This is a genomic window from Streptomyces sp. NPDC006435, from assembly GCF_040612315.1.
GTDB lineage: Bacteria > Actinomycetota > Actinomycetes > Streptomycetales > Streptomycetaceae > Streptomyces.
The window spans coordinates 393,499-406,291 of record NZ_JBEXPY010000002.1 but is presented as its reverse complement, the minus strand read 5'-3'; the positions used below and the strand labels follow the sequence as shown (position 1 = coordinate 406,291).

Below are 12,793 nucleotides of genomic sequence, written 5' to 3'. Positions count from 1 at the left end.
TGGGCAGGACCGGGAAGCGGAGGGACCGGGCCGGGGTTGGGGTACGAGTAGGAGCACCACCGATCCCCTGGAGGACGTACGCCATGACCGCCGCACTCTCCGACAACCTCAAGGCGCTTCTCGACAGCCCGGTCTTCGTCACCGTCGCCACCATCCAGCCCGACGGCAGCCCCCAGGTCTCCCCGGTCTGGGTCAAGCGCGACGGCGACGACGTGCTCATCTCGACGACGGTCGGCCGCCGCAAGGAGAAGAACCTGCGCCGCGACCCGCGGGTCACCGTCGTCGTGCAGCCCTTCGACGCCCCGTACACGTACGCCGAGATCCGCGGCACCGCCGAGCTGACCACCGAGGGCGGCCCGGAGCTCATCGAGGAGCTGTCGGAGAAGTACACCGGCAAGAAGTACACGGACTTCAACCCCTCGTCCGTCGACGACGCCCAGCGGGTGGTCGTCCGGATCACCCCGCGGAAGGTCGTCGGACACCTCTGAGGGCGCCCGGCCCGGAACACCGCCACGAGAAACTTTTTCCCCGCGATCCCCAAGGGGTCGCGGGGCACTGGTGCGCGCCCACTACCCTTGAGGCGTGACTATTCGCCTGTACGACACCAGCGCCCGGCAGACCCGTGATTTCGTCCCGCTCACGGCGGGCTGTGTCTCGATCTACCTCTGCGGCGCGACCGTCCAGGCCGCCCCGCACATCGGGCACATCCGGTCGGGGCTGAACTTCGACATCATGCGCCGCTGGTTCGAGTACCGCGGCTACGACGTCACGTTCATCCGGAACGTCACCGACATCGACGACAAGATCATCAAGAAGTCCGCCGAACAGGGCCGCCCCTGGTGGTCGATCGGGTACGAGAACGAGCGGGCGTTCAACACCGGCTACGACGCGCTCGGCTGCCTCCCGCCGACCTACGAACCGCGCGCGACCGGCCACGTCCCCGAGATGATCGAGATGATGCGGGGGCTGATCGAGCGCGGTCACGCCTATGAGGCCGACGGCAACGTCTACTTCGACGTGCGCTCCTTCCCCGGCTACCTGGAGCTGTCCAACCAGGACCTGGACGACCTGCGCCAGCCGTCCGGCGAGGGCGAGACCGGCAAGCGCGACCAGCGCGACTTCGCCATGTGGAAGGCGGCCAGGCCGGGTGAGCCCAGCTGGGAGACCCCGTGGGGCCGCGGCCGTCCCGGCTGGCACCTGGAGTGCTCCGCCATGGCGCACAAGTACCTCGGCACCGCCTTCGACATCCACGGCGGCGGCCTCGACCTGATCTTCCCGCACCACGAGAACGAGATCGCCCAGGCCAAGGCGTACGGCGACGAGTTCGCGAAGTACTGGGTGCACAACGCCTGGGTGACCATGTCCGGCGAGAAGATGTCGAAGTCGCTGGGCAACTCCGTGCTGGTCAGCGAGATGGTCAAGGCCTGGCGCCCGATCGTGCTGCGCTACTACCTCGGCACCCCGCACTACCGGTCGATGATCGAGTACAGCGAGGAGGCCCTGCGCGAGGCCGAGTCCGCGTTCGCGCGGATCGAGGGCTTCGTGCAGCGCGTCACCGAGAAGGCGGGCGAGACGGTCGAGCCCGCCACCGAGGTGCCGCCGGCCTTCGCCGAGGCGATGGACGACGACCTGGGCGTCCCGCAGGCGCTCGCGATCGTCCACACCACGGTCCGCCAGGGCAACTCCGCGCTGGCCGCCGACGACAAGGAGGCGGCCGTCGCCCGGCTCGCCGAGGTCCGCGCGATGCTCGGCGTCCTCGGCCTCGACCCGCTCGACGAGCACTGGGCGGGCGAGAGCGACCGCGGCGACGACCTGCACGGGGTGGTCGACACGCTCGTACGGCTCGTCCTGGACCAGCGCGAGGCCGCCCGGGCCCGCAAGGACTGGCCCGCCGCCGACGCCATCCGCGACCAGCTGGGCCAGTCCGGACTCGTCATCGAGGACGGCCCGGCCGGGCCGCGGTGGACACTCGGCCCGCGCCAGTAGCCGCCACCATGTGCCGCCCGGCGTTCCGGGCGGCACACTTCACTTACGTACGCATGTCTGAGAAGCAACGAAACAGGTAGGTCATGGCCGGGAACAGCCAGCGCAGGAACCGCCGCACGTCCAACAAGAAGGGCGCGCAGGTCGGCAGCGGTGGGCAGCGACGCCGTGGCCTGGAGGGCAAGGGCCCGACGCCGCCCGCCTCCGCCCGCAAGGGGCACAAGAAGAACCGCATCGCCAACGCCCAGGCCAAGCAGGCCGCGGCCCGCCGCCCCGCCCCGCGCCGCGGCGGTGTCAAGGGCACCTCCGAGATGGTCGTCGGCCGCAACCCGGTCTACGAGGCCCTGCGCGACGGCGTCCCGGCGACGACCCTGTACGTCCAGCAGTACATCGACAACGACGAGCGGGTCCGCGAGGCGCTCCAGCTCGCCGGCGCGCGCGGCAACGTCAACCTGATGGAGGCCCCGCGCCCCGAGCTGGACCGGATGACGAACGGCCTGAACCACCAGGGCCTCGTCCTCCAGGTCCCGCCGTACGAGTACGCGCACCCGGAGGACCTCACCGCCGCCGCGTACGACAACGGCGAGGACCCCCTCATCGTCGCCCTCGACGGGGTCACCGACCCGCGCAACCTCGGCGCGATCGTCCGCTCCGTCTCCGCCTTCGGCGGTCACGGCGTGGTCGTGCCCGAGCGGCGCGCGGCCGGGATGACGGCGGGCGCCTGGAAGTCCTCGGCGGGCACGGCGGCGCGCACGCCGGTCTCCCGGGTGACGAACCTGACCCGGGCCCTGGAGGGCTACCAGAAGGCCGGTCTCACGGTCGTCGGCCTCGCCGCCGACGGCGAGCACACCGTCGAGGACCTGGAGGAGCTCGCCGGTCCCGTCGTCATCGTCATCGGCAGCGAGGGCAAGGGCCTGGGCCGTCTGGTCGGCGAGACCTGCGACTACCGGGTCCGCATCTCGATGCCGGGCGGCGCGGAGTCGCTGAACGCCGGTGTGGCGGCCGGGATCGTCCTGTACGAGGTCGCCCGCCGCCGGGCCTGACCGGCCCACCCGTCCGGGGGGCGGCCGACCGGAGCAGCCCCCCCGCCGGACCCCGTTGACGGGTCTCGGACACATCGGGCCCGTCAAGGCAGTGTCCTAACCACACATCACTCGGTTAGATGAGTGTGGACACCAGAACGCCTCGGTTCGACGAACTACCGGCCCTGAGCATGACCAAGGTGGACTGCGATCCTGCGCAGGTCATCGTCAACCACGCCAGCTTCCGGGTGCAGCTCGCCCCCGGCCAGCGCGCCCGGCTGCGCGGTCTGGCGCCCGTCGGCGGGCCCAGGATCCCTGCCATGAGCGGGGGCGCGGGGACGGCGCGCGGGCGGCGCGCGCCCGTCGTGTGGAGCGGCAGGTCCGCCCCCGGCGACCCCGGCGCCACCGGACTCCTCCAGGCCGTGCGCAACTCCACCGCGGGCCGCCCGGGAGCCGGGTACGACTCCTACGGCCCCTACGCGGCCCCGGAGTTCGACGGCGGGCAGACCCCCGGCGGCATCGACTGCCTGGAGGAGACCCAGCCCAACCCCGTCATCACCGCGCCCCAGCAGCCGGGCTCCTACGGCAGCGGCCCCCTGCTGCCGCCCATGCGCCGGGCGGTCGGCGCCTACGACCCCGTGGACAGCCCGCCGTACGGGACACCGGCGTACGCGGCGGACGGCTTCGCCGCGGACGGTTTCGACGAGGACGGCTACGAGGAGGCGGAGGACCGGGGCGGGCGCTCCGGCGACCCGGTCCGGCACGCCTACTACCCGGGCCGCCGGATGAACCTCGGCGTCGTGCTGCTGCCGCTGCGGGTCTTCCTGGGCTTCATCTCCATCTACGCCGGCATGGGCAAGCTGTGCGACCCCGTCTTCTTCGACGGCGGCGAGCGCGGCTCCATGGTCAAGTGGCTGAACGCGCTGCACCCCTGGGAGACGGCCGAGCCGCTGCGCGACTTCGCGCTCTCCCACCCGGTCGGTGCCGGACTGACCGTCGCCTTCCTCCAGGTCGTCGTCGGCGTGCTCACCGTCCTCGGCCTCTGGCAGCGGGTCTCCGCCGCGGTCGGCGCGCTGCTGTCCGCCGCCCTGCTGGTCACCGTCAGCTGGCGCAGCGTCGCCGTCTACGACGCGCCGGACATCATCTACCTCGCCGCCTGGAGCCCGCTGATCATCGCGGGCGCGCCGGTCTACTCGGTCGACGGGCGGCTCGCGGGCGAGGCGTGGCGCAGGCTCGGCCCGCGCTCGGCGATCTGGGAGCTGCGCCGCCGGGTGCTGCGCCGGGGCGCCGTCGTCGCCTCCGTCGTCGTCGGCCTCACCCTGCTGGTGGGGTCCCTGCTCGGTGGCGCGGTGCGTTCCTCCGTGGTCGTCACCGTGCCCGGCCCGAACGGCGAGCCGACCAACCGGCTGCCCGGCTCCCCGCTGCCCGAGGAGTCCCGCAGCGGCCGGGCCACGCACTCGCCCGCCGGCGAGCGGCCCGCCCCGTCCCGCAGCGTCGCCCCCGCCGCACCCACGGCCGGGGCGTCCGCGCCCGCCGCGGACACCGTCCGCGAGCCGTCCGGTCCGACGGCCGGTGCGGGGCAGCCCAGCCAGACGCAGGGCACGAGCCAGCAGGTGCCGCCGCAGACGACACCGCAGCAGCCCCCGGCCGCCAGCAGCTCGGGCCCGACGTCCTCCGGCTCCACGGGCACGGGCGGCGGTTCCTCCGGCGGATCGGACGACGGCGACTCCACCGGGGGTTCCTCCTCCGGCGGCCAGAACCCCATCGGCGGGCTGCTCGGCTGAGCCACCGATGACGGGCCGTGGGCACCGGGCCGGAGAGGCCCGGCCCACGGCCCGCGCGCCGGCCCGGCACGAAAGGGGCGGTCACCGGAATGCTCCGGTGACCGCCCCTTTCGTGCGGCCGGTTACCGCCCCTTCCGCGTGTCCGCGGCGGGCGGGAGCCTCCTGCCGCTCCGTGCCGCCTCCGTACCGTTCGGTGCCGCTTCCTAGTGCGCGCCGAGTTCCTTGGCGGCCTCGGTCAGGTCCTTCGCCGTGTCGATGGCCCGCCAGTACGCCCCGTGCGGCAGGGGATATCCGGCGAGCCTGCGCTCACGGGCCAGCTTGGGGAACGTCGTCCGCTCGTGGTCGCCCCGGTCCGGCAGCAGTTTCGTGAACGCCGGGGAGAAGACGTACACACCGGCGTTGATCAGGTACGGGGAGGGCGGCGACTCGATGAAGTCGGTGATGTGCCCGAACGCGTCCGTCTCCACGGCACCCCAGGGGATGCGGGGACGGGCCAGGGCCAGGGTGGCGGTCGCGTCGCGCTCGGCGTGGAACGCGGCCATCTCGCGCAGGGAGAAGCGCGTCCAGATGTCGCCGTTGGTGGCGTACCAGGGCTGCTCGGGTTCGGGCAGCCGGGCGGCCGCGTACTTCAGTCCGCCGCCGCGGCCCAGCGGCTCGGACTCCACGACGGTCGTCACGCGCAGCGGCAGCACCGCGGAGGCCAGCCATTCCTGCAGCACCTCGGCCAGGTGACCGCACGACACCACGGCGTCGGTCACGCCCTCGGCGGCCAGCCAGGAAAGCTGATGGCCGATGATCGGAGTCCCGGTTCCGGGGATCTCGACCATCGGCTTGGGGCGGTCATCGGTGTACGGGCGCAGCCGCGACCCCTGGCCGCCTGCCAGGACCACGGCCTGCGTCGGATACGTATGCATGCCAGGCACGATAGGCGGTGCCCGGAACGTCCGGTCAGCTGAACTGCGCGACCCCCGAGGCGAAGGAGGTGTCGCAGACCGGGCGGGAGAACCGGTGGGCCTGTGTGGGGCCGTACTTGTCGACCGCGGCGCGGCCCAGTGCCTTCGCGATCGACATGCAGTGCCGGGCGAGCGAGGGACGGCCCTCGACGGAGCGCTGGAGGTCCGTCAGCGCGACGCCCGGGTCCTTCTCCCGGAGCTCCACGAGCAGCCGGTCGCGCAGGACGTCCTGCGGGGTGCGCGCCTCGGCGCGCTTCGAGATGTCGTGGGCCGACGCGGTCAGGACCTGCGGCTCGGAGTTGTTCGCCGCCCACGGCACGCTGGTGACGGCGAGGGTCCCGGAGAGGACCATCACGACGGGCAGGACGAAGGCGAGGGATCGGCCGATGCGGCGCGCAGTCTGGGTCACGCAGCGAGCGTAGCGGGCAGTAACGATAGGGCGACATTTCGTCACCCTTGAGGGGGAAGGTTCGAGAGTGCTTTTCGAATCCCGTGTTGACGCCGGGCATCGAAATGCCCGGTGTGCCGGGGAATCCGGGGCCGCGCGTCCCAAACCCGGAACCACCCCGTGGCGTGCGAACGGCCCCGCACTCCACCGGGAGTGCGGGGCCGTTCGCACGGTGCTGCGGGGTGTCGGCGTCAGTCGGTGAGGCGGGCACCCGTCGAGGTGGAGAAGACGTGCAGCTCGTCCGGGCGCGGCACGACGTGGAGCTTGGTGCCCTTCTCCGGGACGGCGCGGCCGCCGACGCGGACGACCAGGTCCTTGTCCTCGCCGCCGACCCGCGCGGAGCCGTAGACGAAGCCGTCGGCGCCGAGCTCCTCGACCACGTTGACCGAGACGGCCAGGCCGGCCGGGGCGTCCGAGCTGTCCTTGGACATGGACTTCGCGGCGGCGCCGCCGTGCTCGACGATGTCGAAGTGCTCGGGGCGGATGCCGACCGTGACGGTCGTGTCGCCCTTGTCCGCGGCGGCGGAGAGCGCCTCGCGGGAGACCGGGACGACGCTGTTGCCGAACTTCACGCCGCCGTCGGTGATCGGGACCTCGATCAGGTTCATGGCCGGGGAGCCGATGAAGCCGGCCACGAAGAGGTTCGCCGGCTTGTCGTACATGTTGCGCGGCGAGTCGACCTGCTGGAGCAGACCGTCCTTGAGGACCGCGACCCGGTCGCCCATGGTGAGGGCCTCGACCTGGTCGTGGGTGACGTACACGGTCGTGATGCCCAGGCGGCGCTGGAGCGAGGCGATCTGCGTACGGGTGGAGACGCGGAGCTTGGCGTCGAGGTTCGACAGCGGCTCGTCCATGAGGAAGACCTGCGGCTCACGCACGATGGCGCGGCCCATCGCCACACGCTGACGCTGACCACCGGAGAGCGCCTTCGGCTTGCGGTCCAGGTAGTCGGTGAGGTCCAGCATCTTGGCGGCCTCTTCGACCTTCGCCCGGATCTCGGTCTTGTTGACCCCGGCGATCTTGAGCGCGAAGCCCATGTTGTCCGCGACGGTCATGTGCGGGTAGAGCGCGTAGTTCTGGAACACCATGGCGATGTCCCGGTCCTTCGGCGGCAGGTGCGTGACGTCGCGGTCACCGATGCGGATCGCGCCGCCGTTGACGTCCTCGAGACCCGCGAGCATGCGCAGGGAGGTCGACTTGCCACAGCCGGAGGGGCCGACGAGGACGAGGAACTCGCCGTCCGCGATGTCGATCTCGAGCTGGTCCACGGCCGGCTTCGTGGAGCCGGGGTAGACGCGGGACGCCTTGTCGAACGTGACACTGGCCATGCTGAATCTTCTCCTTCACCGGCAGGAACGTGCCGGACGATCCGAGTAAGGGAGTGGTCTGGTCCACTTGAGTGAACCTTCCGCGACGCTACCTGGCCATTTCGAATCTGTCAGTAGTTCGAGGACCGCGAAATTTCGGGGCCTCCCGGGGCGAGGTGTTGGTTACACTGCTCCGGCACGCCTCCTTAGCTCAGCTGGCCAGAGCAACGCACTTGTAATGCGTAGGTCGTCGGTTCGAATCCGACAGGGGGCTCTGCGCGAAGCCCAGGTCGGATGAGTTCCGACCTGGGCTTCTTCCGTTCAGCGGACGCGGCGACGACGGGAGCGGGCCGCGCGGGTGCTCGTAGTCTCAGTCCCAGTCTCATTTGAGGCTTCGGCCGGGGCCTGTGGCGGCGGTACGAAGAACTCGCCCATGCGTCGCATCGCATCCTTCGACAGGTGCGATCGGCCCTTTACGTAGCGCCGGGTCTGGCTGATCTGGGTATGCCGCAGGATCTCCATGATCGTGGGCATGTCGACGCCCAGCTCGTTCAGGATCGTGCCGGCCGTGTGGCGGCTTCCGTCGTACAGGCGACGGTCGTCGATCCCGGCCTCGGCGAGCAGTTCCTTGAACTCCTCGTAGTCCTGGCGCGGGTCCAGCGGGCGGCCGTCCGGACGCGAGAACACGACCTTGTGCTCCTGCCACAGGTCGCCGGCCGCGGCCCGCAGCTCATCCTGCTGGACCTTGTGGTCGTTGAGGAACGGGATGAAGACGGGCGGGATCGGTACGGCGTTCCGGCTCTTCTTGGTCTTGGGCCGGGTGAAGACGAGACCACCCTCCTTGCGCTCCGGGCAGGTGCTCGCGTGCTTCGTGCAGTCCTTCGGGCACGGCTTCGGGCAGCCCCGTTTGTAACCCCCGTGCGAGGAGCAGTCAGGTGCGCACGGATCGAATCGGTGAAGGCGTGCTCCACATGCGTGTGGGTCGTCGCATCCGTGGCGCCATGTGAGGCGCTGGAGCTGCCACTCCGGGCGGAACAGCTCTGCGTCCAGGTCCACGTACGGCCAGCGCAAGCCGAGCGTCTCGCCCTGACGGAAGCCCATGCCGACACCGACGACCCAGCGCATGAAGGTGGGCCGCTTGGCAGCAGCTTCGAGGAACGCCTTCGCTTCCTCCTGGGTGAAGGGGTTCGCCTCGGTCTCGTCCGCGGTCGGCGGGTCCACGAGCGTGGCAACGTTCTCGGCGATCAGGCGGCGCCGGTGCGCGATCTTCAGAGCGCGCGACAAGATGCGGTGAACCTTGAGAACGTGCGACGGGGCGTGTCCTGCCCGCAGCATGTCGGCGTACATCCGCTCCAGGTGTTCCGGGGCGAGCTTGTCGAGCCGGTGCTGGCCGACGCCGGGAACGATGTCGTTCCGTGTCTTCGACCAGTAGTCGTCCAGCGAACGGGGCTTCAGTTTCAGGCTGGCGATGGTGTCCAGGTAGGTGGTCATCCACTGAGCGACGGTGGGCTTGCGACCAGCCTTCGGCGCACGCCCTTCGTCTCGGAGCTTCTCCAACTCCTTCATCTTGCGGCGTACTTCCGGCTCACTTCTTGCCATGCGATGCCGTCGGTCGGGACTCCCGTCGTCCTTGACACCTACGGTCACCCGGCCATGCCACCAGCCGTCCGAGCCGAGATAGATGGACGACTCCATGTTCGCCTTGCGGGGGCTCAAGCTTCCTCCATGCGTGAGGCGCCACCGGATGCCCGGCGGCGCCTCACGGTTGTTCGGGTCGGTCAGTGGGACTCGGGGATCAGACCGTCGACGTACTGCTCCAGCGCGCTGCGGCGGATGCGCCGACAACGGCCGAGCTTCACGTACTCCAGGAGCCCGTCGGTCATCAGCTCGTAGAGCGTGGAGCGGCCGATGCTGAGCAGGGCGGCGGCTTCCTCGGGGCGGTAGAGCAGGCGGTCGGTGGGCGCGGTCATGACGGGGTTCACGCGGGCGGTCCTCCTCGACGGAATGCTGGGGCCTCTTCGGCCCCTTTCTGTCAGGTCCGCTACTTCCGCTACCTCCGCTACCGCCCTGGTCAGGGGCATGATCGTGGTAGCGGATGGGGGTAGCGGTAGCGGGTAGCGCTCAGGTAGCGGACGGGAGGAGTTCTGCCGCTACCGTTTCCGGGGCGCTGACCTGCGGGGTAGCGGAGGTAGCGGAAGTAGCGGCCTCTGCGGGGGGTAGGGGGCAGTAGCGCTGCCAGGCGTCGTGGAGATCGGCGGCGTAGTAGCCCTTGAGCACCGTTCCGGCGGTCTTGATGTTGCGGGCCTTGACCGGGGTGTTGTCGGTGGTCATGTACTCCGCGAGCATCTTGGCCAGGCCCCGGGAGTCGAGCGGCCGACCGCTCATGTCCGCCCAAGGCGCTTCGTCCAACGCGCACAGCCGGTCCAGGATGGCGACAGTCGGCATGCGGTCGATGCCCGCCATGACGTGGTCGCGCAGGTCGGTCAGCAGGCGGATGCCGAGACTGCCCTTGTCGTCGGCCCTGGCCGCGTCGACCAGCTCCACGCACGCGGCGCGGGCCCGCTCGGGCCAGTCGCCCCCGGCCGCGTCCGCGACGGAGAGCAGGGGTTCCCACACGTCGGCGGGGCGGTCGGTGACGCCTGCGGGCATCTCGGGCCAGCGTCCGGCGACGTCTTCGCGGACGGTGTCGGCCCACTGGGCGAGCCGGTCCCGTAGCGCGTTGCCCTCCGCCTCGTGCAGCCGGGCCCGGAACGGTTCGACCTTCTCGTTCCTGGCGCGGCGGCGCATGCGGATGATGACGGAGCGGGTCGTGATCGTGTCCGGCAGATAGCCGAGCCCGGCAACCGCGACGGCTGTGTAGGAGGGGAACTCCACCACCGTCTGGTTGCCGCCGTCCCCAATGCACCGGTAGGTGACGCCGGAGCGGCGGTGTCCAGCGTTGAGGAAACCGCGGAGTTCCTCGTTGTCCCCAGCCTTGGGGCCGAAAATCGTGTCGATCTCGTCGAAGAGGATCGTGGGCCGTCCGGCCGGGTCGGAGACGGACCGGAAGAGGGCGGCGGCCCGCGCGTTCACCGCCAGCATCGGACGGGGCACCAGCGTCTCCACCACCTCCAGGGCCCGGGACTTGCCAGACCCCGGTTCCGGGGAGAGGAACGCGAGGCGCGGGGTGGAGTCGAATGCGTCGAGGAGGTGGGCGTGCGCGTCCCACAGAGCAACCGCCACGTAGGCGGCCTCCCTCGGGAACACGTTGAACCTACGGTGGAATGCCTCGACTTCAGTGAGCAGGGCGGCACCGTCGATGGGCGGGTTGGGCGGTGTCGCGGTCATGAGGCGGTCCTTTCCTCGGTGGTGCGCAGCGGGCAGAGGGTGCGGTGGCGGGCGTGGTCGTTGATCAGGGCGAGGGCGCGGTGGTGGCCTGCGGCGAAGAGGTTGCGTCCGCACTGGCATGTGCTGGTCGCGGTGGGGGTCGCGCCGCGCGGGGCGGTGATGGTGAGCCAGGCGACCGGGTAGCGCCCGTCGCCGGTCTGCGGGTCAGAACGAACCGATGAAGGGACGGCCTGACGGCCGACGTCCTTCGGCGCGCCACTGCCGGATGCGGCCGGGGCCGGTTCGGCGAGGCCGGGGTTGGTGGGGGGTGTCGGGAGGCTCTTCAGGGAGGAGCGGGGAGGGGGGTTCATGCCGTCCTCCGCTGCGAGTTGCGCGGGATGGACCAGTCCAGACCGCTTCGCACGGTCGAGCGGCACTGGCGCGGCGACAGGCCGGCCGCCTCCCCCGCCTCCTGAAGAGCCTCCTCGACCACGGACCGGGGAAGGTCGCCCCACGCGATGAACCGCCCCAGGGCTCGCGCCGCCGACAACAACGTGCAGTCGCGTTCCCCCTCCGGGGCACTGCGCACGGTCGCGGTTTCCGCCCTGAGCGCGGCGGCAGCGTACCGGGGGGCCCGGGACGATACCGCCCCCACAGCCGGGGCCCGCGACGGCCGACGGGGCACCAGGAGCGTGTACAGCCATTCCGGGAGCGGTGCGGGCGGGGTGGGGTCGGTGAGGGTGTAGGGGCCGGTGGAGGTGAAGCTTCCGGCGGCGACGACGTACCCGCCGTGGGCCCGGGTGTCGATGAGCGCGCCGAGCCTGCCCGCCGTGTTCGTCATCCGAACCCCGGGCGGGGCCGTGAAGTACAGGTGGTGTCCGCCGCTCGAGGTCCGGGTCCGGTAGGTGGCGGGGACGGACTGCCCGGCGCGCTCGCAGAGCGCCTTGAAGGTCGTCACGCCGCAAGGCGTGCCCGTGCTGCTCTTCTGCTTGGGCATGTCGAGGTCGACGACGACCAGCCCGGAGGGGCCCGTCGCGATTCCGACGTTGAACGGGCGGTCGGACCAGGCCCGGCGGATGCGGTCCGGGTCGATGGTCGCCCGGTCCTCCCACTTGCGATGCCCGCCCGCACAGTCCCCGCCCCCCGGGGCAGACGGACTCACCATGCAGGGCGGGACGCTTGTCGGCGGGACGGAGCGGGAAGACGTGCCAGCCGCGCTCTGCCGCGTCCAGGGCAGCATCCAGGAGGTTCGTGCTCATGCAGCCACCTCCTGTACCTGGCCGAGCCATGAAGCCCCGATCCAGCGGGTGTAGGCCGGGGGGATGCACTCTCGGATGCCGTCGCGGTTCATCCACGGCACGCCCATGACCTGGCGGGCGAGGGAGACGCCGGAGAAGTTGCCGATGTACTGGCCGTAGTGGCCGGGCGGGACGGGGCGGCCCATCTTGGCCTGCGGCACCGTGTGGGCGGGGTGGTGGGGCTGGGGGAGGGTGAAGCCGCCGCCGGTCTCGAAGTACCGGTGGCGGTAGGTCCGGACACCGAGCATCGGCCCGCACAGCAGCACCGGGGCCCGCAGTTTCGGGACAGCCCCGCCCACGTTCTCGATGACCCACGGCCGCCCGGTGGACTCCAGGGCGGCCCGGGTGGGGGCGATCAGGTCGGGGTGGGTGTTGCCCTGGATGCGCTGGCAGGCGGTGTCGTGCTGGCACGGCGGGGACGCGTGGATGAAGTCGAACTCCGCACCATGCTCGCGGATGTAGTCGACCGCGTCGCCCTGGACGAACCGGTACGGGTACCGGGGCTGCGGGTGCAGGTCGACGCCGGTCACGTCGAACCCGGCATCCGCGTAGCCCTTCGCCGCGCCGCCCTGGCAGCAGAACGCGTCCAGTAAGCGCAGTCGGGGGTGGTCTCGCCGGATGGGGGTGGGTTGGTTCATGCTGGTGTCTCCAGTTCTGTGAAAAGTGCTGGCAGACGACGGCGGCCCCGGTTC

12 protein-coding genes, 1 tRNA gene and 1 pseudogene are annotated in these 12,793 nt (G+C 71.1%); 5 read left to right on the top strand and 9 right to left on the bottom strand.

Annotated features, from left to right (window positions below; all coding sequences use genetic code 11):
• The first annotated feature begins 83 nt into the window (after positions 1-83).
• From ABZZ04_RS04115 to ABZZ04_RS04100, 4 genes are all read left to right on the top strand, one after another.
• Complete coding sequence (locus ABZZ04_RS04115) at positions 84-488, top strand: PPOX class F420-dependent oxidoreductase (protein WP_356930617.1); 405 nt, start codon at positions 84-86, stop codon at positions 486-488.
• Between the two features lie 94 nt (positions 489-582).
• Positions 583-1,986: a cysteine--tRNA ligase gene (gene cysS, locus ABZZ04_RS04110; RefSeq protein WP_356930616.1), complete on the top strand. Its 1,404-nt coding sequence runs from the start codon at positions 583-585 to the stop codon at positions 1,984-1,986.
• Between the two features lie 83 nt (positions 1,987-2,069).
• Positions 2,070-3,026, top strand: a complete 957-nt coding sequence (gene rlmB, locus ABZZ04_RS04105) for a 23S rRNA (guanosine(2251)-2'-O)-methyltransferase RlmB (protein ID WP_148837186.1) — start codon at positions 2,070-2,072, stop codon at positions 3,024-3,026.
• Between the two features lie 170 nt (positions 3,027-3,196).
• Positions 3,197-4,789, top strand: coding sequence for a DoxX family membrane protein (locus ABZZ04_RS04100; RefSeq protein WP_356930615.1), 1,593 nt, complete (start codon positions 3,197-3,199; stop codon positions 4,787-4,789).
• 203 nt (positions 4,790-4,992) lie between these two features.
• Here the strand turns inward: ABZZ04_RS04100 and ABZZ04_RS04095 are convergent, their stop codons facing one another.
• From ABZZ04_RS04095 to ugpC, 3 genes are all read right to left on the bottom strand, one after another.
• Positions 4,993-5,703, bottom strand: coding sequence for a nucleotidyltransferase family protein (locus ABZZ04_RS04095; protein ID WP_356930614.1), 711 nt, complete (start codon positions 5,701-5,703; stop codon positions 4,993-4,995).
• Positions 5,704-5,737: 34 nt separating this feature from the next.
• On the bottom strand, positions 5,738-6,151 hold the full coding sequence (locus ABZZ04_RS04090; protein ID WP_356930613.1) for a hypothetical protein: 414 nt from the start codon (positions 6,149-6,151) through the stop codon (positions 5,738-5,740).
• A 230-nt stretch (positions 6,152-6,381) separates the two neighbouring features.
• Positions 6,382-7,518: a sn-glycerol-3-phosphate ABC transporter ATP-binding protein UgpC gene (ugpC, locus tag ABZZ04_RS04085; protein ID WP_148837189.1), complete on the bottom strand. Its 1,137-nt coding sequence runs from the start codon at positions 7,516-7,518 to the stop codon at positions 6,382-6,384.
• Positions 7,519-7,697: 179 nt separating this feature from the next.
• On the opposite strand from ugpC, the gene ABZZ04_RS04080 reads away from it, so the two are divergent.
• Positions 7,698-7,771 (top strand) — tRNA-Thr (locus ABZZ04_RS04080).
• A gap of 47 nt (positions 7,772-7,818) precedes the next feature.
• Here ABZZ04_RS04080 and ABZZ04_RS04075 read toward each other — a convergent pair.
• The 6 genes and pseudogenes from ABZZ04_RS04075 to ABZZ04_RS04050 all read right to left on the bottom strand — a co-directional run bounded on the left by ABZZ04_RS04075 (position 7,819) and on the right by ABZZ04_RS04050 (position 12,739).
• Positions 7,819-9,213, bottom strand: coding sequence for a tyrosine-type recombinase/integrase (locus tag ABZZ04_RS04075; protein ID WP_356930612.1), 1,395 nt, complete (start codon positions 9,211-9,213; stop codon positions 7,819-7,821).
• 62 nt (positions 9,214-9,275) lie between these two features.
• On the bottom strand, positions 9,276-9,479 hold the full coding sequence (locus tag ABZZ04_RS04070; protein WP_356930611.1) for a helix-turn-helix domain-containing protein: 204 nt from the start codon (positions 9,477-9,479) through the stop codon (positions 9,276-9,278).
• 139 nt (positions 9,480-9,618) lie between these two features.
• Positions 9,619-10,824, bottom strand: a complete 1,206-nt coding sequence (locus ABZZ04_RS04065) for a DUF3631 domain-containing protein (protein WP_356930610.1) — start codon at positions 10,822-10,824, stop codon at positions 9,619-9,621.
• Positions 10,821-11,174, bottom strand: coding sequence for a hypothetical protein (locus ABZZ04_RS04060; RefSeq protein ID WP_356930609.1), 354 nt, complete (start codon positions 11,172-11,174; stop codon positions 10,821-10,823). Before ABZZ04_RS04060 ends, ABZZ04_RS04065 begins: the two co-directional genes overlap by 4 nt.
• A pseudogene (locus ABZZ04_RS04055) lies at positions 11,171-12,062 on the bottom strand (bifunctional DNA primase/polymerase). Before ABZZ04_RS04055 ends, ABZZ04_RS04060 begins: the two are co-directional and overlap by 4 nt.
• Positions 12,059-12,739: an SAM-dependent methyltransferase gene (locus ABZZ04_RS04050; protein ID WP_356930608.1), complete on the bottom strand. Its 681-nt coding sequence runs from the start codon at positions 12,737-12,739 to the stop codon at positions 12,059-12,061. Before ABZZ04_RS04050 ends, ABZZ04_RS04055 begins: the two are co-directional and overlap by 4 nt.
• Positions 12,740-12,793: the final 54 nt, after the last annotated feature.